Source organism: Morganella sp. Je.2.23 (genome assembly GCF_051129855.1).
GTDB lineage: Bacteria > Pseudomonadota > Gammaproteobacteria > Enterobacterales > Enterobacteriaceae > Morganella > Morganella sibonii.
In genome coordinates this window covers 1,255,470-1,276,541 of the sequence record NZ_JBCPSQ010000001.1, presented here as the reverse complement: position 1 = coordinate 1,276,541, position 21,072 = coordinate 1,255,470, and the positions used below count along the sequence as shown (strand labels likewise).

Below are 21,072 nucleotides of genomic sequence, written 5' to 3'. Positions count from 1 at the left end.
ACAGGTGGTATGGTTTATTTTGCTATTTTCATGTTTCCGGGAGAGGAAATGATATTTAAACAATATTTTTATAAGATATTAATAGCAGCCGGGGGAGTTTTGTTATCACTTCCATCCTTTGCTATTAATTATATTCCGTCAGGGGCGTCAGGATACCTTGGGTATTACCCGGTAAATAACGTCATAACATCTCTGAGTACTAAGGGCACTATTGAACCTTATTATGATTCGATGGGGTTCAGCTCTGTTATGGGACGCTGTTCGACATTTTCTAATATTAATTCTGAGCAAGCCGGTGCTATCGAACCTGTACCATATCAGTCTGACGTCTATGGATTTAAACTTTATAACAGCAGTAAACCTGATAGCAGTGGTTATATTTTAGCAGCACCTGATGCTCAGTTTAGAACGCGCTATCTTTCCTGGGCGAATGGCGGGAATACTGTTTCCGGAACTGCTGTTTTCAGAAATTCAAAACTATCAGGTTCGGTTCCGAATAATACCTATCTTTCAGGGGCAATGTGTATAAATACCTATTACCCTGAGCTGCAGGGAGGAAGTTCAATGACTATTACAGGATTGCATCTTTATGCTGTAGGAAATATTGAGCCGGGAAAATATATTATGAAAAAAAGTATATACGGCATTGGACATGGAGCCAAACGCTGGGACCCTGCAGTAGATAGTTCAGAAAAGATAAATTTTTCATCTTCAGATGCGATTGAAGTATTACAGACATGCGATATTACACCAACAACCTCAACAAATATTATATTTTCTAATCAGTTAACGAAAACATACCCGACTGCAACTCTGCTTGAAAGTTCACCGGCAGGAATTATCTTTAATTGTAATCAAAATGGATTAAGCAGTATTTTTCTGCGTCCGAGAAACCCGCTGGTAACAACATCGAATACCGGAATGTCATTGACGCCGGGTAAATCAACGACCACAATTTCACCTTATATCGTGACATCACGGGATACAACAGCGAGAAATAATGCGCTATGTAACGATAATGCAGCCGGAGCATTAAAATACTTCAATAAAAATGATCTTAATGCGGTGACGATGAACACTCAAAACCTGCTGACATATTACTTTAATTTGTGTGCTAAGGGTGAAATTAAGGCAGATGTTTATACCGGCAGTATGGATGTTCAGATAATGGTGCAATAATTTTGATGAGCACACAGACCTGGTGATTATTTTTGGTGATTGCTTCTGGTGATTGTTATCGGTTTTTTATGTAAACCGGAAATTTAATGGAAAATGGACTATCTTTAAGATCCTGTTAAGAATTTAATGGTTAACTATATCCCATGAAGCAACATTGCTTCCTTATACAGGAGATAAATGATGAAAAAATTACCTGCACTCGCATTACTTGCTACTTTACTGGCCGGGTCAGCCGGTTCCGTTTTTGCAGCAAACGGCGGTTTTGAAGGTCCCGGTTCGGCGACGGCGGCAACGACGGTTACAACAGGACAAAACGGCGGCTTCAGCGGCCCTGACGCCCGTAAAATGACCGTTGCGGATGCACTGAAATTATCTGATGATGCGCCGGTTGTACTGCGCGGTACGATTGTCCGCCAGCTGGATAACAAACATTATGAATTTAAAGATAACACCGGCACTATTCGTGCTGAAATTTCCCCGAAACGCTGGAACGGACTGAAAGTCACACCTCAGGATGAAATTGAGATCGAAGGGGAAATCGATAAAGAATGGAATAAAACCGAACTGGATGTGAAAGCCGTGCGCAAAGTACAGTAATGACCACAGCAAACACACCGGATAATCAGGCCATATTATTGGCCTGATTTTTTACCAATCCGGGCGGTTTTATAAATTTTGCGGAGATAATGAACAGACGCGTCGCATTCCCGTGTGTTGATTTCAAACCCGGATGTTTCTGCCGTCACTGTCTGATATTCGCGGAACAGTTCACACATCAGAAATAACGCCCGCCAGTTATTTTCCGGATCTGCATCAGAATAGGTATCGAGAACGGCCTGCATTTCATCTGTGGTCAGGTAACGGGATAAATATTTTCCGTTTTTTCCGGTGGACAGATTAAACCCGCAGGTACAACCAATTTTCCAGTCCAGCATCTGCATAAAAACCGGGCGTATAACATCTTCTGTCATTGCTTTGGCGCAGGTTATTTCATGTCTTGCCAGACCTTTGGCCACATTTGTGGCACACCACCAGAATTCATTGGCGGTTTCGGCAAATAAGCGGGCATCGGGTGGTGTGATAAAATAACTGCTTTCATCTGCCGGGGCTGTGTCAGCAAAAAGGCCGTCTTTATCTGCGAGAGGAATGGTCAGGCTGTCGTGTCTGTAATCTGAGGCGAAATGCGTCAGCGGAAACAGTGTCAGGTCTATCCGGTGACCATCCTCATATATCATCAGCAGGGTATACGCCGCACGGGGCGGCATACCGTCATTGCCCAAAAGCATATCATCCGGGCATTGCTGTAATATCGGAATACCGAAAAAGGATTCCCGCAGGGCGGGAAACTTTGCAGCCTCAATATTGTGTACAAAAAAGACAATATCGAAGTCCTGATATTTATCGGCAGCAACCTGTTTATTTGCCCGTGACCCGTTCAGAATAGCCGCACGGATATTATCATCAGCACGGACATAATCCTGAATTGCCCGGTAAATATCATTATCGGTGCGCATATGCCCGCCTTACTGATAGTCGCTGACAGACTGTGATTGTGTAAATAACTGATAGAACCGGAACAGATAAATAATGACCAGTCCGCTGATGACATTATTAATAAACAGAATAAGGGTCATCAGAATATGTTCATTGGCTATAGGAAGTTTACTAAGAAACACTACGGATGCCTGTTTCAGGGCAAACCAGATTAGAATAGCAGGCAGAAGTACCCTGATATTTTTCAGTGCAATATTCCCGCTGATTTTTATGGCGGTAAATACGCTGTTCTTTTCGGTGAACATAATGATCGGTGCCAGCGCCAGTAACATCGCCAGAATTAATCCCGGCAGATACATGGCGACCAGTCCGAGCGCAATCACCAGTGAACAGATCAGCAGCAGTACCAGCATGCGCGGAATGCGTCCGGCAGATCCGGTGATTGCCTGTAAAGCGGAAACAGATTGTCCCTGTGATGCACTGAAAATCAGGAAAATCATGGCAGTCACGAAGACCGCATTACCCAGCAGGGAGCTGAAGATAGTGCCCAGACCTGTTTTCAGCATCTGCCACTGGTCATCGGAGGTCAGTGTTGCGACTGCCCGCTGAAATCCGCCGGAACCCTCGGTGGCATAGGTGGTTTCCAGGGCGCGGATAAGCGCCAGCCCGTTGGAATTCCAGGTCAGCAGCACGTTGAGCCCGACGGTAACTGCGGCGGTGAGCAGCGAAATAATCAGAACGGACATCAGCTGATTGCGGAAAAAATTAAGGCTGTCACGGGCGAGAACCGGCACCGGCATGGACATGGAACAACTCCTGTAAAGCGTGGAATAAAAATATGGGTGTAATTGTAAAACAGTATGGAGGGAATTGTAACCTGTTCGTCAGGCGGAAATACAGTGGTCAGACGGAATATCAGGAAATATAAAACGCAAAAATTACATATTATTAACAATAATAATACAAATTTTTCTGATGAACACTACGCGATATGTTTTATAAATTGATATAAAACTGAAAAAGACTGATTGCAGTAAAAATGAAAAATGCCGTTTTTGATATATATCAATAAATGAAAGTATCACCATGGAATAATAATTTAGATCTTTGCGTAAAATGTGATTTTTATTTAAATGTTGTGATCTGTCTTAGATCATAATTCGATTTAAGGTTGTATATTTCAAACTGTACTTATTGTGTTTTTTTTCTTTTTTTTAGGATGGGATAGATAATGAAAAAACTTTCTGCAGTGTGTTTAGCACTGGCAACTGTTTTACCGTCAGTTTCAATGGCACACCAGGCCGGTGATTTTATCGTGCGTGGTGGTACTGCGACTGTGCGTCCGAATGTCAGCTCCGATAATGTTCTGGGCTTTGGTTCTTTTGAAGCAAATAATAATACCCAGTTAGGTTTAACGTTCAGTTATATGATCACCGATAATATCGGTGTGGAATTACTGGCTGCGACACCGTTTGAGCATAAAATTTCTGTTCCGGCAGCAGGTGAAATTGCAACAGCCAAACATTTACCGCCAACCTTAATGGCACAGTATTATTTCCGTACCCCGGAAGATAAACTGCGTCCGTATTTAGGTGTGGGTGTTAACTATACCTTCTTCTTTGATGAAGGATTTAACGATACCGGTAAAGGCGCAGGTTTAAGCGACCTGAGTATGAGCAGTTCATGGGGTGTGGCGGCACAGGCTGGTCTGGATTATGAATTAGACCAGAACTGGATGCTGAACGCTTCTCTCTGGTGGATGAACATCAAAACAGATGTTGATTTCAAAGCCGGTGGTGCCAACCAGTCTTATAAAACGAACCTCGATCCATGGGTATTCATGTTCGGTGTCGGTTACAAATTCTGATAATCCCCGTTATCAGTATCATAAAAAATGGCGCAATAATAATTGCGCCATTTTTATATCCGGTAATCTGTTATTCAGAGTCACCGCAACTTCATTGAGTTAATCACAACCTGTACACCCGGCACTTTGCGCGCGGTATTTACTGCCAGGTTGGCTTCTTTCTCTGAAGAGACAAATCCGCTCAGCTGCACTTTACCTTTAAACGTTTCCACGCTGATTTGAGTGGATTTTATACCTTTCTCACCCAGCAGGGCTGTTTTTACTTTGGTGGTGATGACGGAATCATCAAAATAGCCCCCGGTACCTTCACTGGTGGAAGTCGGGGCACAGGCGGACAGGGTGAAAGCCATAAACATGACAACAAAAAATGAGGTAACTAATTTCATGTACTTCATGATGTTCTCCTAATTACCGGCACGGATAGCAGAATAATATGTGCCTGACCCTTTTAGTATTAATGAAAACCAAATGTTTCTCAACAAAAAATAACCCGCTGTTAACAGCGGGCCGGGTGAAAACTTATAATTGCGTTGCGTTTTTCATTTTCTGCGTAAATTCCCGCAGTTTCTGACACATCACAGGGACATTATCCAGATTTGCGGCGATGATTTTTACCACAGCCGAGCCGGAAATTGCCCCAGCGGCACCATTGCGCAATGATTCCTGCACCTGTTCCGGTTCGGAGATCCCGAATCCCTGAACCGGCGGGGCGGCATTCAGTGCGGTCAGTTTTGCGGTCAGGTCGGCCAGGGATTTCTCCGCCCGCTTTTCTGTCCCGGTCACACCGGCACGGGAGAGCAGGTAGGTATACCCTTTCCCGGCGGCAGCCAGTGTCTCCAGTAACTTATCATCCGCATCCGGCGGGCAGATAAAGACCGGTGCGATATTATTGGCCAGTGCGGCATCACGGAACGGCTGAGATTCATGCAGCGGCACATCGGCGATCAGCACGGAATCCACACCGGCATTTGCGGCGGTTTTATAAAACTGTTCAATGCCGTTATGAAACACCAGATTGGCATACATCAGCAGCCCCACCGGCAGTTCAGGATACTTTGCACGGATTTGTGAAATCAGTTCAAAGCAGCGTGCCGGGGTCATGCCGGCGGCAAAGGCGCGCAGGTTAGCATCCTGAATCACCGGGCCGTCTGCCAGCGGGTCAGAAAACGGAATGCCGATTTCCAGAGCATCGGCACCACCGGCCACCAGCGCATCGATAATTTGCAGGGAAACGTCAGCAGACGGATCACCCAGAGTGACAAACGGGATAAACGCACCCTGATTACGGGACTGCAAACGCTGAAAAAGTTGTTCATACCGGCTCATCAGAAATCACCTCTTGCTTTAAAAATGTCATAAACAGTGAAAATATCTTTGTCTCCGCGACCGGAAATATTGACGATAAGAATTTGTTCTTTCTCCGGATTTTCACGGATCATTTTCAGTGCGTGTGCCAGGGCATGGGAGGATTCCAGCGCCGGGATAATGCCTTCCTGACGGCTCAGGGTTTTGAATGCGTCCAGTGCCTCATCATCGGTGGCGGAAACATAATCCGCCCGGCCGACAGCATTCAGATATGCGTGCTGCGGCCCGACAGACGGGAAGTCCAGACCGGCGGAGATAGAGTAAGATTCCTCGATCTGACCGTCTTCTGTCTGCATCATCGGTGATTTCATACCGAAGTAGATACCAATACGGCCATGTTTGAGCGGCGCACCGTGTTCGCCGGTTTCAATGCCGTGTCCTGCCGGTTCGACACCGATCAGGGCAACAGATTCATCCGGAATAAACCCGGCAAACGCACCGATGGCGTTTGAACCGCCGCCGATACAGGCGATCACCGCATCCGGCAGGCGGCCTTCGCGGGTGAGGATCTGCGCGCGGGCTTCATCACCGATCATACGCTGAAATTCGCGGACAATAGTCGGATACGGATGCGGGCCTGCTGCGGTGCCTAATAAATAGTGCGCACGGTCATAGTTGCCGCTCCAGTCGCGCAGCGCCTCATTACAGGCATCTTTCAGGGTGGCGGAGCCGCTGTGTACCGGAATGACTTCCGCGCCCATCAGCCGCATACGGAATACGTTTGGTGACTGACGTTCCACGTCTTTTGCACCCATATACACGCGGCATTTCAGGCCGAGCAGTGCGCTGGCCAGTGCGGCTGCCACACCGTGTTGTCCGGCACCGGTTTCGGCAATAATTTCGGTTTTACCCATCCGTTTTGCCAGCAGCGCCTGGCCGAGAACCTGGTTGGTTTTGTGCGCGCCGCCGTGCAGTAAATCTTCACGCTTCAGATACAGTTTGGTTTTGCTGCCTGCCGTCAGGTTTTTGCACAGCGTCAGGGCAGTCGGCCGGCCGGCATAGTTTTGCAGCAGATCGGTAAATTCACGCTGAAATTCCGGGTCTTCCTGAGCGGCAATAAAGGCATCTTCGAGCTGATCGAGTGCCGGGATTAAAATCTGCGGCACAAACTGCCCGCCGAATTCACCAAAGTAGGGATTTAATTTACTCATTGTTTTCTGATCCTTTTTCTTTTCAGTCGTCAGTCAGGCAACTTGCTGATGTAATTGATTAAATATTTGACGGAGTTTCTCTGCATCTTTAATACCGGGGGCGGACTCCGCACCGGAGTTAAAATCCAGCCCGGCGGCACCGGAGGCGGCTGCGGAGACACAATTTTCCGCATTCAGCCCGCCTGCGAGGGTAAAAGGTACCGGCAGTGAGGGCGGCAGGGTCTGCCAGTCGAACGTCTGCCCGGTACCGCCTTTGCCGTTATCCAGCACCAGCCGCACCACGCCGTCCGGAACGGTGATGTCCGAACCGTGAGACATATCCAGCGCTTTCCAGATCTCACACGCCGCCGGGAGATGTAATCGCAGCAGCGCGATATCATGTTCATCCTCATCACCGTGTAACTGAACAGCGTGCAGTTTCAGGCGGCGTGCAACGGCAGCGATATCTGCCGGGTCGTGGTTGCGGAACACGCCGATATAGGCCAGCGGCGCACCGTGCATCACCTCTGTGGCCTGCGCTTCATCCACATAACGCGGCGATTTGCCGACAAAAATCAGTCCGCCGAAAGCCGCACCGGCATCATAAGCCGCACGGGCATCTTCCGCGCGGGTCAGGCCGCAGACTTTGTGTTCGCCGTAAATCAGGCGGCGGATAGCCAGATCCAAATCCGGCTGCGCCATAATGGCACTGCCGATCAGGAATCCGTCAGCATGCGGGCGTAATTCGCGGATATGCTGATGTGTGGTAATGCCGGATTCACTGATAACAATGCGGTCAGCAGGGATGTGCGGGGCAAAATCCGCAGTCCGGCGGCGGTCAATGGACAGGTCACGCAAATCGCGGTTGTTGATACCGATAACCTGTGCATCAAGGGCAATGGCGCGGTGCAGTTCCTCCTCCGTACTGACTTCCGTCAGCACACCCATATTGAGGGAGTGTGCCAGTGTGGACAATGAGTGATAGTCCGCATCATTCAGTACCGAGAGCATCAGCAGGATCGCATCCGCGCCGTAGTGACGGGCGAGATACACCTGATAAGCATCAATAATAAAGTCTTTGCACAAGACCGGCTGTGTGATCAGCGCGCGTACCTGCCGCAGATAGTCATGTTGTCCCTGAAAATATTTTTCGTCCGTCAGTACTGATACCGCCGTGGCATACGGCGCATAGGCCGCCGCGATTTCACTGAGATTAAAATCCTGACGAATCAGTCCTTTGGACGGAGATGCCTTTTTACACTCCAGAATAAAGGCGGTGTCCGCATCGCGCAGCGCCTGATAAAAATCGCGGTCACTCAGCGGCAGGTTATCCGCAAAGCTCAGTAACGGCTCCTGTTTTTTCCGTGCAATCAGGGAAATACGTTTGTCATTCACGATTTGTTCTAATACGGTGCCTTTCATGGTTTATCCTCTCGCGGCCAGGGCGGTGACGCGCTCAAAGGCGTTACCACTGCGGATCATTGCCAGCGCATGCTGTGCATTATCCTGTAAATCTTCGTTATCATTGAGTTTCATCAGCAGGGCGACATTGGCGGCCACCGCATGACTCTGGGCTGCTGTGCCTTCTCCCTGCAATAACCGGGTCAGCAACTGACGGTTTTCTTCCGGGGTGCCGCCGCGCAGTTCCCGCATGTCATAACCCGGCAGGCCGAAGTCCTCTGTGGTCAGGCGGTATTCACGGATCTCCCCGTGATGCAGCTCGGCCACCTGCGTCGGCGCATGCAGGGAGACTTCATCCATCCCGCCGCTGTGCACCACGGCGGCGCGCTGATAGCCGAGGACTTTCAGGGTTTCCGCGACAGGCCGGATCAGCGCCGGGCTGTACACGCCAATCAGGGCAACCGGTGGCCTGGCCGGGTTGATCAGCGGGCCGAGGACATTAAATAATGTACGGGTTTTCAGCTGCTGACGCACCGGTGCGGCGAAACGGAAGCCGTCGTGATAGTGCGGGGCAAACAGAAAACAGACACCGACATCATCCAGTGCGCTGCGGGACACATCCGCCGGGGTATCCAGTGCGATCCCGAACGCGTTCAGTAAATCGGAAGAACCGGTTTTACTTGATACGCTGCGGCTGCCGTGTTTGGCGACTTTGATCCCGCAGGCCGCCGCCACAAAAGCACTGGCCGTAGAGATATTGATACTGTCAGAGGCATCACCGCCGGTACCGACAATATCACTGAAACGGTAATCCGGGCGCGGGAAGGCACGCGCATTGTTCAGACAGGCCTGTGCGGCCCCGGCGATTTCATCCGGCTGCTCCCCGCGCATTTTCATGCTGATCAGCGCTGCTGCCAGCTGGGTTTCGCTCAGTTCTCCCCGGATGATGGCGGAAAATAATTCCCGGCTTTCTGCCAGTGTCAGTGTTTCGCCCCGGTAAAGTTTTTCAAATAATGTTTGCATCTCTCTGTTCCTTAATCTGTTTTTTTATCTGTTTTTCAGGTTGAGTTATGCCTGTGCCCACGCCAGGGTATTGGCCAGCAGGGCTGCACCGTCCGGTGTCAGAACGGATTCGGGATGAAACTGTAAACCGCAGACTTTGTCCTGTTCATGGCGGACGGCCATCACAATATTGTCGCTGGTGGCGCACACTGTCAGTGTTTCCGGGATGATTTCTGCCGCCAGGGAGTGATAGCGTGCCACTTTCATCGGGTTCGGCAGACCGGAAAACATGGATTGCTCATCGTGGTGCAACTGGCTGGCTTTACCGTGAAGCACCGCACCGGCGTGGCTGACTTTGCCGCCGTAGGCCTCCACAATGGCCTGATGCCCCAGACAAATACCGATCACCGGATAACGGCCTCTGACACGGCTCAGCACGTCCGGCTGACATCCGGCATCCGCCGGTTTTCCCGGTCCCGGAGAGAGCACCAGCACCGGATTTTCCATTGTTTCCAGGGCGGCAAGAATGACATCCGCCGGTACACGGTTACGGTAAATCACCACCTGATGCCCCTGAGCACGGAACTGATCGGCCAGGTTATAAGTAAAGGAATCGACATTATCGAGCAGTAAAATATCAGCCATCAGAATGTCTCCTCTGCATGATGGGCGCGGGTGATGGCGCGGATCACCGCGCGGGCTTTGTTGCGGTTTTCATCGGCTTCCGCCTGCGGGTCGGAATCCAGAACCACGCCGCCGCCGGCCTGCACTGTGGCAATACCGTTTTCGACATAGGCAGAGCGGATGACGATACAGGTATCAAACGTGGTATCGCCGCGAAAATAGCCGACTGCGCCGCCGTAGCTGCCGCGGCGGACTTTTTCCGCCTGTGCAATCAGTTCCATTGCGCGGACTTTTGGTGCGCCGGTGAGTGTCCCCATGTTCATGCAGGCCTGATAGGCATGAAAAATATCAAGATCACCACGTAATTCGCCGGTGACACGGGATACCAGATGCATAACAAAGGCATAGCGATCCACTTTGGTCAGTTCCGCCACACTGCGGCTGCCCGGACGGCAGATACGGGCGAGGTCGTTGCGGGCCAGATCCACCAGCATGAAATGCTCAGCCAGCTCTTTCTGGTCAGTGCGCAGATCCAGCTCCAGACGGCTGTCTTTATCGGCATCGACTGAACCGTCTGCTGACAGACCGCGCGGACGGGTGCCGGCAATCGGGTAGATTTCAATCTGATTGGTCAGCGGGTCATATTTCAGGGCACTTTCCGGCGATGCACCGAACAGGGTGAAATCCGCATCCTGCATAAAGAACAGGTACGGGCTCGGATTACGGGTTTTCAGTTCGCGGTAAGCGGCCATCGGAGACGGACACGGTAACTGAAAGCGGCGTGACGGCACGACCTGGAAAATATCACCCTGAACGATGGACTGTTTTAACTGATTAACGATAGTGCAGAAATCCGCATCTGAATGTGACGTTGTCACGTTGATATCAACCGGTGCGACGGTACCTGATGCGGTTACCGGCTGTGCCAGTGCGGTTAATATCTGCTGATGCTGCTCAGTCAGGCGGGCTTGTTCTGTTGCATCCGCTGTAAAAGTCAGGGAGATGAGCTCGCTGGTCTGCTGCTGGTGATCAATGGTCAGCAGCGTTTCTGCCAGATAAAAGCAGTAATCCGGACAGCGGTTGGTGCGCTCAACCGCCGGCAGTGCTTCAAATGCAGCGACCAGGTCATAACTGAACAGTCCGCCGCAAAACAGGGTGTGTCGCTCATCTGCCTGTGACGGCAGATTCATCAGAGTACGCAGCACATCAAAGACAGAGGCGGCACGCAGACGGGTATCTTCATCCGCATAAGCATCCGGGGCCGTGAAGTGCAGTGTCAGCGTGTTCCCGCTGATTGTTCCGGCGGACAGGCGATCCTGTAATACCGGCAGCAGTGCCGCGCCATTGGCGGTCAGGGCTTCTGCGGTCACGGTGTGTCCGGTACAGCGGATACGCAGCGCGCTGTGCAGAACCAGCATGCTTTTTAAATTTGCTCTGGACGCGATTTCGGCGGATTCTAATAACAGCGTTGCAGGGCGCTGTGCACAAAGTGCAGTAAATACCGCCGCCGGGTCGGGCTGATAAGCCGGATAATCTGTCCGGATATGTTGTCTGAAAATCGTGCTGACCATAATAATTACCTTGCTAAGTGAATTTTTGCCATAAAAAAACCCGCCACGGGGGCGGGTTTTGTGCTTTGGTACAGCCGGTTAACTGACATGCACGCACAACCATTCCGCCCGACGGGAAAGATTGCGCCACCAACGATTGTTCAGTTTGTGCATGTTCATGGGATGTCCTCAGTATAAACAGTGATTACAGATAACTCGTTCTGTGTACTAGTTAACTAGATCGTGATTGGTGTGTCAAGGCTTTTTGTGGAATACTGTGCTGCCCGCAAAAAGGCGGGTGATGAAATGTCATGAGATTACCTCAGACAAAACGTTGTCAGAACAGAAGGGAGACGCGATGGAGCCGGAAAATACAGGTCTCGACCTGTCGTGCTATGATTTACACAGCCATACCACTGCGTCAGACGGCATGCTGACACCGGAGCAGTTACTGGACAGAGCCGCTGAGATGGGCGTGACCGTGCTGGCAATTACCGATCACGACACCACGGATGCACTTCCGGCGGCGCATCATTATCAGCAGGCAAATAATTTGCCGCTAAAAGTGATTAATGGTGTTGAAATATCAACACTTTGGGAACATCATGAGATCCATATTGTCGGACTGAATATTGATATTACCCATCCGGCAATGACAGAATTACTGGCGCAGCAGTCAGCGCGGCGCCGGGCACGCGGCATGCTTATCAGTGAACGGCTGGCAAAGGCCGGGATTGAAGGCACCTGGGAAGAGGCGAATGCGCTGGCTCAGGGCGGAGAAGTCACCCGCGGACATTTCGCCCGGGTATTGATTGCCCGCGGCGTGGAACCGACGATTCCGAAGGTGTTCAAACGTTATCTTGCCCGCAACAAAACCGGCTATGTGCCGCCGCAGTGGTGTGATATTCCTGACGCGGTGAAAGCGGTTCATGCCGCAGGCGGGCAGGCGGTGCTGGCACATCCCGGGCGTTATGGTTTATCTGCAAAGTGGCTTAAACGTCTGTGCGATTTCTTTAAACAGACCGGGGGCGATGCCATGGAAGTGGCGCAGTGTCAGCAGGCCCCGGATGAGCGCCGGACACTGGCGCAGTATGCCGTAACATACGAATTAAAAGCCTCCCAGGGCTCCGATTTTCATCAGCCGTGTTCGTGGATAGAACTGGGCCGTAAATTGTGGTTGCCGGGTGATGTGATACCAATCTGGCAGGATTGGTCATTGAAGGATTAACAGAGGAAACAACATGGGCCAGATGTTTTATATCCATCCGGATAACCCGCAGGCACGCCTGATTAGCCAGAGCGTGGATATTTTTAATAAAGGCGGTGTGGTGATTTACCCGACCGACTCCGGTTATGCCATCGGCTGCCGCCTGGAAGATAAAGATGCGTTACAACGGATCTGCCGCCTGCGTCAGATAGACAGTAACCATAACTTTACCCTGATGTGCCGTGATTTATCGGATATCTCCACGTATGCGCATGTGGATAATACTGTATTCCGTTTAATCAAAAATAATACGCCGGGCAATTACACCTTTATTCTGCGGGCGACAAAAGAAGTACCGCGCCGTCTGATGAGTGAAAAACGTAAAACCATCGGTCTGCGTATTCCGTCGAATCCGATTGCGATGGATTTACTTGCCGCAATGGGACAGCCGCTGATGTCGGCCAGTCTGATTCTGCCGGGTAATGATTTTGCGGAATCTGACCCGGAAGAAATTAATGATACCCTGGGCAAACAGGTTGACCTGGTGATCCACGGTGGTTATATCGGTCAGCAGCCGACCACAGTAATCGATCTGACTGACGACGTACCGGTGGTGGTGCGTGAAGGAACCGGAGATGTCACGCCGTTCCGGTGATTACGGTGAGCGTCAGATGTGTAAAATGCGTTAGCGCCGTGCATTAACCTGTGTATAATGCTGCGGTTGATTTTTATGACGCCTGTGAAGGCGACAGCAGAGGGTGCTCAATGAGCCAGAAAACAGAAAAGTTACAAAAGGTGTTAGCGCATGCAGGGCATGGCTCACGCCGCGAAATTGAAAGTTACATCGAAGCGGGCCGTATCTCCATTGACGGTAAAACCGCCACACTGGGTGACCGTATCGATGTTAATACCAACGCCAAAATCCGCCTTGACGGCCGGGTTTTAGGTATCAAAGATGCACAGAAAAACCCGTGCCGGGTGCTGGCTTATTATAAGCCGGAAGGGGAATTATGTACCCGCCACGATCCGGACGGCCGTCCGACGGTTTTCGATCGTCTGCCGCGCATTCAGGGAGCCCGCTGGATTGCGGTCGGCCGCCTGGATGTGAATACCAGTGGTCTGCTGCTGTTCACGACTGACGGGGAACTGGCAAACCGCCTGATGCACCCGAGCCGTGAAGTGGAGCGTGAATACGCGGTCCGCGTTTTCGGTGAAGTTGATGATGCCAAACGCAACCAGCTGCTCAAGGGTGTTCAGCTGGAAGATGGCCCGGCCTCGTTCCGTTCACTGAAATTCAAGGGTGGGGAAGGTATCAACCAGTGGTTTAACGTCTCGCTGACAGAGGGGCGTAACCGCGAAGTCCGCCGGATGTGGGAAGCGGTCGGTGTGCAGGTCAGCCGCCTGATCCGTGTCCGTTATGGTGATATCGATCTGCCTAAAGCGCTGCCCCGCGGCGGCTGGGTGGAACTGAACCTGGAAAAAACCAACTATCTGCGGGAACTGGTGGGTCTGTCACCGGAAACCACCACGAAGGTTTCAGTGGAAAGTGATAAACGCCGGATCAAAGCGAATCAGATTCGCCGTGCGGTAAAACGTCACTCACAAATAGGCACCACCGCATCAAAACGTATTTCCGGACGTCCGGCATCAAGCCGCCAGGGCACCGGAAATACACAGAAACGCCGTACCGGTAAATAATAATCCGGTGATATAAAACCGGTATTTCTGTTATTTCAGTCTGAATCCGCGTTTATAAACGTCCTGTGTTCAAAACACAGGACGTTTTTTTACAGGGATCATGCAAATACCTGCCGGGTGAGTTAAAATAATCAAAACACTATTTTCCGCCGGTGAATAACCGGAAAACAGCGGTTTCTCTGCGAGGAGATGATTATTGCGATAACCCGATGCGGTCTGTTAACGCTCATCTTTCTGCTTTCCGGATGCGGTGACGGAACACAGCGTGATACGCCAGAGCTGAGCCGGTATTACTACAGTAATATTACCGGGGATGACCTGTTTTTTACGGTAAACGGAAAAAGTTATCATCTTGCACACGATTCGGAGGGAATTACGTATCTGCCCTCCGGTCTGAATAAGCTGGAGACCCCGCAGGGACAGCAGATTTCCTTTCTGGCGTATCCCGGGAACAGCGGCGGAATCCTGAATCCGTCCCGTGCCCGTTATTATTCTTACACCATCCATGACGGTGATACATTGTATTCGCCGCAGTTTAACTCTCTTATTAAGACGTTTAAATTTGACGGCCATTATTATCAGGGGCCATTGCAGACCAGCAATGCAGAAATTATCGATAATAATATGTTTAAATGCCGTTATTTTTCTGATATCCCCGATATTAAGGCCGTTCTGGATAAATTTGTCGCCGGTGAAAAGGGAATGGTAACCGTCTGTATGAATGAGAAAGAGTTTCGCCGCTTTCTGGAATACAACCCGCGCGGTGTCAGTTCATTGCCTGATGACACGGTGATCAGGCCGGAACAGGATGCGGATATCAATAATCATATCCGCCTGCGCGACATTCAGTTTCAGGACCCGGAATTGCGTCAGGCTGCGGCGGAAATAACCGGGATTATGGCGGAGTTTCAGAATCAGACGGATGTGACCAGAAAATATGAAATATACAGCCGTTATCACAGGGTACTGATGCGGATGGCAAACTATTACCGTCAGTTATTACTGCACAGTGATAAAGAGAATAAAACGGATAAAGAAGAGAGCCGGAAATTCAGTGATTTCATACAGGAAACCGGTGAGATATTTGGTGCCGGGGTTTTATTGCTGAAAGCGGATGACGCGTCCCCGGCACACTGACGTTACTGTCTTCTGTTACTCCGCCGGTCCGGCTTTGCGGCCCGGCTGCGCATCATAGCTGATCCCGTTCTTACCTGCGCTGTCGTCACACATCACATATAAATAGGTAGGCATAATATCCGCCGGGGTTTTCAGTTTTTCTGACGCCTCATCCGGGAATGCGCCCGCACGCATGGATGTACGGGTGCCGCCGGGGTTAATGCAGCTGACGCGCAGGCCGGTACCTTCATATTCCTGAGCCAGAACCTGCATCATACCTTCAGTGGCAAATTTGGAGACGGCATACGCACCCCATCCGGCACGGCCTTCGCGGCCGACACTTGATGATGTGAATACCAGCGAGCTTTGCGGGGATTTCAGCAGCAGCGGTAACAGTGCCTGTGTCAGTATAAAGGTGCCATTGACATTCACCTGCATCACATCCTGCCATAACGCGACCGGCTGTTCTGTGAACGGGGCGACCACGCCCAGAATTCCGGCATTGTGCAGCACACCGTCCAGACGCGGAATTTCCTGCGCCAGCATCGCCGCAAACTCACGGCCCTGCGCTTCTGTCAGCGTCAGCAAATCCTGATGAAAGATGCGGGATGTTGTTTTATAACGCTGTGCAATTTCATCGCGGACAGCCTGTAATTTGGATTCTGTCCGGCCGGTCAGAATCAGTTCCGCACCGTAGCGGGCATAGGTCAGGGCGGCTTCACGGCCGATTCCGTCACCGGCACCGGTTATCAGTATGATTTTATTTTTCAGTGCATCAGGGGAGGACGGGGAAAAGCGGGATACATCATTATTATGCATGGTGATAACTCCGGAAAAACGAATGGACGGATATCACATCTCTGAGAGGGTGTGAATCCGTTTTCATCATACCGTCCTCAGGGCGTGATTGCCATCAAGGGTTACAAAACTAGTTGAGCATTTATCAAATTTTTTAGTTAAAATAGCCCCATTCAATTTAACAGCATTAAGGTGTGCCGGTGGAGTTTCTCTCACAATACGGTTTGTTTCTTGCGGAAACCGTAACTATTGTTCTGGCAATCATTGCCATTGTCGTGTTTTTTGTCATGCTCAGTATCCGTAAAGGGCAGTCTTTAGGTAAATTACGTCTGACTGATCTGGGTGAAAATTACCGTGACAGACAGCGTGAAATGCAACATGCGCGCATGAGCGAAGCAGAGCAGAAAGTCTGGAATAAAGCGTTTAAAAAACAACAGAAAAACGAAGATAAAAAAGACAAAAATAACGCCAAAAACGGGCAGACCCGCCTGCGCAAATCCTGCATCTATGTGGTCGATTTTAAAGGCAGCCTGGATGCTCACGAAGTGGAATCGCTGCGCGAGGAAATCACGATTATTCTGTCTGTGGCCGAACCGGGCCTGGATGAAGTCCTGGTGCGTCTGGAAAGTCCGGGCGGACTGGTACATGCCTATGGTCTGGCAGCAGCTCAGCTGACCCGTCTGCGCGAGAAAAATATCCGTATCACCATCGCGGTGGATAAAGTTGCAGCCAGCGGTGGTTATATGATGGCGTGTGTGGCGGATAAAATTGTGGCGGCACCGTTTGCCATCCTGGGATCGATTGGTGTGGTGGCTCAGGTGCCTAACATCCATCGTCTGCTGAAGAAAAATGATATTGATGTGGAAATGCATACTGCTGGTCAATATAAGCGCACGCTGACATTCATCGGACAAAATACCGATGAAGGCCGTGAGAAATTCCGCCAGGAGCTGGATGAAACGCACGTTTTGTTCAAAAACTTTGTCTCTCAGAACCGTCCGTCCCTGGATATTGAAAAAGTGGCGACCGGTGAGCACTGGTACGGTACTCAGGCGAAAGAGCTGGGACTGGTTGATGAACTGGCAGTGAGTGATGATTTAATTGTTGCGGCAATTCCGGATCACGAAGTTATTCAGGTACGTTATTTCCGCCGTAAGCGTCTTATCGATAAAATCACCCAGAGTGTGATGATGAGCGCGGACCGTCTTATTCTCCGCTGGTGGCAGCGCGGGAACGGACCGGTCGGAAAATAACCGGCGCAGTATAAATAACGGCAGCGAAAGCTGCCGTTATTCTTTGCAGATTATTATTCTGCCGGTGATTATTCCGGCGGCCTCCGGTTAATCTGCCAAATGATATTGTTCTGACAGAACGTGAGCGAGATGTTTAAACATATTAAAGACGGCCGCACTTTTGAGTGTCGGCAGGCCCTGGTCGTCTAAAAAGTATTCACCTTTAAAAACCAATACGCCGGATTTCTGTTCAACATCATCAGCCTGCATGCCTTCCAGAAAATCCTCATGTTCCTGTATGATTTTATTGGCTTTTTCTAACAGCTCTGGCTTACTGATGGCGATGGTTTCTTTTTGCATTCTGTGAACTCCTTTGAAAAATAATTTGTTGCGCATCACTATTTATCAGGTAGAGTGTGAACTTTTCAAGAGCCCCGCAAACTGGCGGGAAGACTATTTGCGTAATACACTCCGGTGACGGCGATATTAAAAATACATCATTTCCTGACAGATGTTTTGAGTTGAAACAAAGCATTAGTATAAAAAGAGTTGATCTATTACGAAAGTGCCTCAATATAAAAGGCAGTGTATTTGACGCAAAAATTGGCGTTTTTATAATCGCCCCGAAAATTTAGGTAATGATAATTATGGGTAAAGCTCTTGTCATCGTGGAGTCCCCGGCAAAAGCCAAAACGATTAACAAGTATCTCGGCAAAGACTACGTGGTGAAATCCAGCGTCGGTCATATCCGGGATCTGCCGACGAGTGGTTCAGCGAGCCGTAAACCCGCTGCTGCAGGCGATAAAACGAAAAAAGTTAAAAAAGACGAACGCACAGCGCTGGTCAGCCGGATGGGTGTTGACCCGTACCACGGCTGGGAAGCGAATTATCAGATTCTGCCGGGTAAAGAGAAGGTTGTTTCTGAGTTACAGCACCTGGCCGCCGATGCATCACACATCTATCTCGCAACGGACCTTGACCGCGAAGGGGAAGCCATTGCGTGGCACCTGCGGGAAGTGATAGGTGGTGACTACAGTCGTTTCAGCCGGGTTGTCTTTAACGAAATCACCAAAAATGCGATAAGCCAGGCGTTTGAGCAGCCGGGCGAACTGAATATTGATCGGGTGAATGCCCAGCAGGCGCGCCGCTTTATGGATCGCGTTGTGGGTTATATGGTTTCTCCGCTGCTGTGGAAGAAAATTGCCCGTGGTTTATCTGCCGGTCGTGTGCAGTCCGTCGCAGTGCGTCTGATTGTTGAGCGTGAGCGCGAAATCAAAGCGTTTGTGCCGGAAGAATACTGGCAGATCCACGCACTGCTGTCTGATAAAAACGATCAGCTGCGCATGGAAGTCGCGCAGGAAAACGGAAAAACCTTTAAAGCAGTCAATGAGAAACAGGCACTGGCGGCTGTCAGCAAGTTACAGGCTGCCACCTTCAAAATTATTGACCGTGAAGACCGTCCGACGTCCAGCAAGCCGGGGGCACCGTTTATTACCTCCACACTTCAGCAGGCCGCGAGTACCCGCCTGAGCTTTGGTGTGAAAAAAACCATGATGATGGCACAGCGTCTGTATGAAGCCGGTCACATCACTTATATGCGTACCGATTCCACCAACCTGAGCCAGGATGCCATTACGATGGCGCGTGACTATATCACTGAGAATTTCGGTGATAAATATCTGCCTGCCTCACCGAATCTGTACAGCAACAAAGAGAACTCCCAGGAAGCGCACGAAGCTATCCGTCCGTCTGATATCGCAGTAACGGAAGAGATGCTTAAGGATATGGAGCCGGATGCACGCCGCCTGTATCAGCTTATCTGGCGTCAGTTCGTCGCGTGTCAGATGACACCGGCTAAATACGATTCCACCACACTGACCGCGGAAGCGGGCGATTTCACACTGAAAGCCAAAGGACGCACGCTGCGTTTCGACGGCTGGACCAAAGTGATGCCTGCGCTGCGTAAGAATGATGAAGATAATACCCTGCCTGCGATTGCACCGGGGACAATCATGACGCGTGAAGCGATCGATCCGGTGCAGCACTTCACCAAGCCGCCGGCCCGTTTCAGTGAAGCGTCGCTGGTTAAAGAGCTGGAAAAACGCGGTATCGGACGTCCGTCCACCTATGCGTCAATTATTTCCACCATTCAGGATCGCGGTTATGTGAAAGTGGAAAACCGCCGTTTCTATGCCGAGAAAATGGGTGAGATTGTCACCGATCGTCTCGAAGAAACCTTTGCGGAACTGATGAACTACGATTTTACCGCGCGGATGGAAAATCAGCTCGACCATATCGCCAACAATGAAGCGAAATGGAAATCCGTCCTGGATGAATTCTTTGCCGATTTCAGCAAACAGCTGGATAACGCGGGCAAAGATCCGGAAGAAGGCGGCATGCGGACGAACCCGATGATCATCACCTCGATCATTTGTCCGACCTGTTCCCGTCCGATGGGGATACGTACTGCTTCCACCGGGGTATTCCTTGGTTGTTCCGGTTATGCACTGCCGCCGAAAGAGCGCTGCAAGCAGACTATCAACCTGATCCCGGAACATGAAATCCTCAATATCCTTGAAGGGGATGATGCGGAAACCAATGCACTGCGTGCCCGCCGCCGCTGCCCGAAATGCGGCACCGCGATGGACAGCTACCTGATCGACACCAGCCGTAAACTGCATGTCTGCGGTAATAACCCGGAATGTGAAGGGTACGAAGTCGAAGAGGGTGAATTCCGCATTAAAGGGTATGACGGCCCGGTTGTTGAGTGTGAAAAATGCGGTTCTGAAATGCACCTGAAAATGGGGCGTTTCGGTAAATACATGGGTTGTACCAACGACGAATGTAAAAATACCCGCAAAATTCTGCGTAACGGCGAAGTGGCTCCGCCGAAAGAAGATCCGGTCCCGTTACCGGAACTGCCGTGCGAGAAGTCAGATGCATACTTTGTATTGCGTGATGGTGCAGCCGGTATCTTCCTGGCGGCACATAACTTCCCGAAATCACGGGAAACCCGTGCACCTCAGGTGGCAGAACTGGTTCGCTTTAAAGATCGCCTGTCTGAGAAAATGCGTTACCTGGCTGATGCGCCGGTCGCTGATCCGGACGGCAATCCGACAACGGTCCGCTGGAGCCGTAAAACCAAACAGCAGTATGTGGCATCCGATAAAGACGGCAAAGCGACCGGCTGGTCTGCATTCTATATCGACGGCAAATGGGTTGAGAAAGCCAAATAATCTGTCGTTATAACGTTCTGCTGTCACAATAATAAAAACCGGTCAGGAATTTTCCTGACCGGTTTTTTTATGCCGGAAACAGTGATCTGACGGTGTATTGTACGGCAGACAGTGATTAATAGCTTTTTGTTATAAGCATTGATGAAAACGGCCTAAGAAGAGGGGGCCGCGAT

General features: G+C 50.4%; 18 protein-coding genes and 1 pseudogene. 9 read left to right on the top strand and 10 right to left on the bottom strand.

Features of this window, described 5'->3' with window-relative positions; all coding sequences use genetic code 11:
* Positions 1-9: 9 nt before the first annotated feature.
* Together AAZR23_RS06135 and AAZR23_RS06130 are read left to right on the top strand one after the other, a co-directional pair.
* Positions 10-1,179 (top strand): hypothetical protein, encoded by a 1,170-nt coding sequence (locus AAZR23_RS06135; RefSeq protein ID WP_434691309.1) that lies wholly within the window; start codon positions 10-12, stop codon positions 1,177-1,179.
* 180 nt (positions 1,180-1,359) lie between these two features.
* Positions 1,360-1,776 carry a YgiW/YdeI family stress tolerance OB fold protein gene (locus AAZR23_RS06130; protein WP_166708983.1) on the top strand — a complete coding sequence of 139 codons (417 nt, stop codon included), beginning with the start codon at positions 1,360-1,362 and terminating at the stop codon, positions 1,774-1,776.
* A gap of 35 nt (positions 1,777-1,811) precedes the next feature.
* On the opposite strand, the gene AAZR23_RS06125 is transcribed toward AAZR23_RS06130, so the two are convergent.
* Together AAZR23_RS06125 and AAZR23_RS06120 are read right to left on the bottom strand one after the other, a co-directional pair.
* A complete protein-coding gene (locus AAZR23_RS06125) occupies positions 1,812-2,693 on the bottom strand; it encodes an aminoglycoside 6-adenylyltransferase (protein ID WP_434691307.1) in 882 nt (293 codons plus the stop codon).
* 9 nt (positions 2,694-2,702) lie between these two features.
* Entirely contained in the window at positions 2,703-3,479 is a 777-nt protein-coding gene (locus tag AAZR23_RS06120; RefSeq protein WP_166707928.1) for a YciC family protein, read from the bottom strand.
* A 425-nt stretch (positions 3,480-3,904) separates the two neighbouring features.
* Here AAZR23_RS06120 and ompW point away from each other — a divergent pair, with 425 nt between their 5' ends.
* Positions 3,905-4,540 (top strand): outer membrane protein OmpW, encoded by a 636-nt coding sequence (gene ompW / locus AAZR23_RS06115; protein WP_046893438.1) that lies wholly within the window; start codon positions 3,905-3,907, stop codon positions 4,538-4,540.
* An 80-nt stretch (positions 4,541-4,620) separates the two neighbouring features.
* On the opposite strand, the gene AAZR23_RS06110 is transcribed toward ompW, so the two are convergent.
* From AAZR23_RS06110 to AAZR23_RS06085, 6 genes and pseudogenes are all read right to left on the bottom strand, one after another.
* Positions 4,621-4,935 (bottom strand): BON domain-containing protein, encoded by a 315-nt coding sequence (locus tag AAZR23_RS06110; RefSeq protein ID WP_107680228.1) that lies wholly within the window; start codon positions 4,933-4,935, stop codon positions 4,621-4,623.
* A gap of 124 nt (positions 4,936-5,059) precedes the next feature.
* On the bottom strand, positions 5,060-5,866 hold the full coding sequence (trpA, locus tag AAZR23_RS06105) for a tryptophan synthase subunit alpha (RefSeq protein WP_314044438.1): 807 nt from the start codon (positions 5,864-5,866) through the stop codon (positions 5,060-5,062).
* On the bottom strand, positions 5,866-7,056 hold the full coding sequence (gene trpB / locus AAZR23_RS06100) for a tryptophan synthase subunit beta (RefSeq protein ID WP_434691302.1): 1,191 nt from the start codon (positions 7,054-7,056) through the stop codon (positions 5,866-5,868). Before trpB ends, trpA begins: the two co-directional genes overlap by 1 nt.
* A gap of 33 nt (positions 7,057-7,089) precedes the next feature.
* Positions 7,090-8,457, bottom strand: a complete 1,368-nt coding sequence (gene trpCF / locus AAZR23_RS06095; protein WP_434691300.1) for a bifunctional indole-3-glycerol-phosphate synthase TrpC/phosphoribosylanthranilate isomerase TrpF — start codon at positions 8,455-8,457, stop codon at positions 7,090-7,092.
* Between the two features lie 3 nt (positions 8,458-8,460).
* Positions 8,461-10,083: pseudogene (trpD, locus tag AAZR23_RS06090) on the bottom strand (bifunctional anthranilate synthase glutamate amidotransferase component TrpG/anthranilate phosphoribosyltransferase TrpD).
* Positions 10,083-11,633 carry an anthranilate synthase component 1 gene (locus AAZR23_RS06085; RefSeq protein ID WP_166707924.1) on the bottom strand — a complete coding sequence of 517 codons (1,551 nt, stop codon included), beginning with the start codon at positions 11,631-11,633 and terminating at the stop codon, positions 10,083-10,085. Before AAZR23_RS06085 ends, trpD begins: the two are co-directional and overlap by 1 nt.
* A 337-nt stretch (positions 11,634-11,970) precedes the next feature.
* Between AAZR23_RS06085 and rnm the strand changes: the two genes are divergently transcribed.
* The 4 genes from rnm (at position 11,971) to AAZR23_RS06065 (ending at position 15,654) form a co-directional block, all read left to right on the top strand.
* Positions 11,971-12,840, top strand: coding sequence for an RNase RNM (gene rnm, locus AAZR23_RS06080; RefSeq protein WP_434692409.1), 870 nt, complete (start codon positions 11,971-11,973; stop codon positions 12,838-12,840).
* Between the two features lie 13 nt (positions 12,841-12,853).
* On the top strand, positions 12,854-13,474 hold the full coding sequence (locus tag AAZR23_RS06075; protein ID WP_054423742.1) for an L-threonylcarbamoyladenylate synthase: 621 nt from the start codon (positions 12,854-12,856) through the stop codon (positions 13,472-13,474).
* A gap of 110 nt (positions 13,475-13,584) precedes the next feature.
* Positions 13,585-14,517: a 23S rRNA pseudouridine(2605) synthase RluB gene (rluB, locus tag AAZR23_RS06070; protein WP_434691295.1), complete on the top strand. Its 933-nt coding sequence runs from the start codon at positions 13,585-13,587 to the stop codon at positions 14,515-14,517.
* 189 nt (positions 14,518-14,706) lie between these two features.
* Positions 14,707-15,654 (top strand): hypothetical protein, encoded by a 948-nt coding sequence (locus tag AAZR23_RS06065; RefSeq protein ID WP_218426140.1) that lies wholly within the window; start codon positions 14,707-14,709, stop codon positions 15,652-15,654.
* Between the two features lie 15 nt (positions 15,655-15,669).
* Here AAZR23_RS06065 and AAZR23_RS06060 read toward each other — a convergent pair whose 3' ends face one another.
* Positions 15,670-16,452 carry a YciK family oxidoreductase gene (locus AAZR23_RS06060; protein WP_434691292.1) on the bottom strand — a complete coding sequence of 261 codons (783 nt, stop codon included), beginning with the start codon at positions 16,450-16,452 and terminating at the stop codon, positions 15,670-15,672.
* Between the two features lie 179 nt (positions 16,453-16,631).
* Here AAZR23_RS06060 and sohB point away from each other — a divergent pair, with 179 nt between their 5' ends.
* Positions 16,632-17,684, top strand: a complete 1,053-nt coding sequence (gene sohB, locus AAZR23_RS06055) for a protease SohB (RefSeq protein WP_046893611.1) — start codon at positions 16,632-16,634, stop codon at positions 17,682-17,684.
* Positions 17,685-17,771: 87 nt separating this feature from the next.
* On the opposite strand, the gene AAZR23_RS06050 is transcribed toward sohB, so the two are convergent.
* Complete coding sequence (locus AAZR23_RS06050) at positions 17,772-18,023, bottom strand: YciN family protein (protein ID WP_046893426.1); 252 nt, start codon at positions 18,021-18,023, stop codon at positions 17,772-17,774.
* 287 nt (positions 18,024-18,310) lie between these two features.
* Here AAZR23_RS06050 and topA point away from each other — a divergent pair, with 287 nt between their 5' ends.
* Positions 18,311-20,899, top strand: a complete 2,589-nt coding sequence (gene topA / locus AAZR23_RS06045; RefSeq protein ID WP_434691288.1) for a type I DNA topoisomerase — start codon at positions 18,311-18,313, stop codon at positions 20,897-20,899.
* Positions 20,900-21,072 lie beyond the last annotated feature (173 nt).

Coding starts and splice junctions, on each gene's coding strand:
- AAZR23_RS06135 (WP_434691309.1), top strand. CDS start 10: ATGGTTTATTTTGCTATTTTCATGTTTCCGGGAGAGGAAATGATATTT.
- AAZR23_RS06130 (WP_166708983.1), top strand. CDS start 1,360: ATGAAAAAATTACCTGCACTCGCATTACTTGCTACTTTACTGGCCGGG.
- AAZR23_RS06125 (WP_434691307.1), bottom strand. CDS start 2,693: ATGCGCACCGATAATGATATTTACCGGGCAATTCAGGATTATGTCCGT.
- AAZR23_RS06120 (WP_166707928.1), bottom strand. CDS start 3,479: ATGTCCATGCCGGTGCCGGTTCTCGCCCGTGACAGCCTTAATTTTTTC.
- ompW (WP_046893438.1), top strand. CDS start 3,905: ATGAAAAAACTTTCTGCAGTGTGTTTAGCACTGGCAACTGTTTTACCG.
- AAZR23_RS06110 (WP_107680228.1), bottom strand. CDS start 4,935: ATGAAGTACATGAAATTAGTTACCTCATTTTTTGTTGTCATGTTTATG.
- trpA (WP_314044438.1), bottom strand. CDS start 5,866: ATGAGCCGGTATGAACAACTTTTTCAGCGTTTGCAGTCCCGTAATCAG.
- trpB (WP_434691302.1), bottom strand. CDS start 7,056: ATGAGTAAATTAAATCCCTACTTTGGTGAATTCGGCGGGCAGTTTGTG.
- trpCF (WP_434691300.1), bottom strand. CDS start 8,457: ATGAAAGGCACCGTATTAGAACAAATCGTGAATGACAAACGTATTTCC.
- AAZR23_RS06085 (WP_166707924.1), bottom strand. CDS start 11,633: ATGGTCAGCACGATTTTCAGACAACATATCCGGACAGATTATCCGGCT.
- rnm (WP_434692409.1), top strand. CDS start 11,971: ATGGAGCCGGAAAATACAGGTCTCGACCTGTCGTGCTATGATTTACAC.
- AAZR23_RS06075 (WP_054423742.1), top strand. CDS start 12,854: ATGGGCCAGATGTTTTATATCCATCCGGATAACCCGCAGGCACGCCTG.
- rluB (WP_434691295.1), top strand. CDS start 13,585: ATGAGCCAGAAAACAGAAAAGTTACAAAAGGTGTTAGCGCATGCAGGG.
- AAZR23_RS06065 (WP_218426140.1), top strand. CDS start 14,707: ATGATTATTGCGATAACCCGATGCGGTCTGTTAACGCTCATCTTTCTG.
- AAZR23_RS06060 (WP_434691292.1), bottom strand. CDS start 16,452: ATGCATAATAATGATGTATCCCGCTTTTCCCCGTCCTCCCCTGATGCA.
- AAZR23_RS06050 (WP_046893426.1), bottom strand. CDS start 18,023: ATGCAAAAAGAAACCATCGCCATCAGTAAGCCAGAGCTGTTAGAAAAA.
- topA (WP_434691288.1), top strand. CDS start 18,311: ATGGGTAAAGCTCTTGTCATCGTGGAGTCCCCGGCAAAAGCCAAAACG.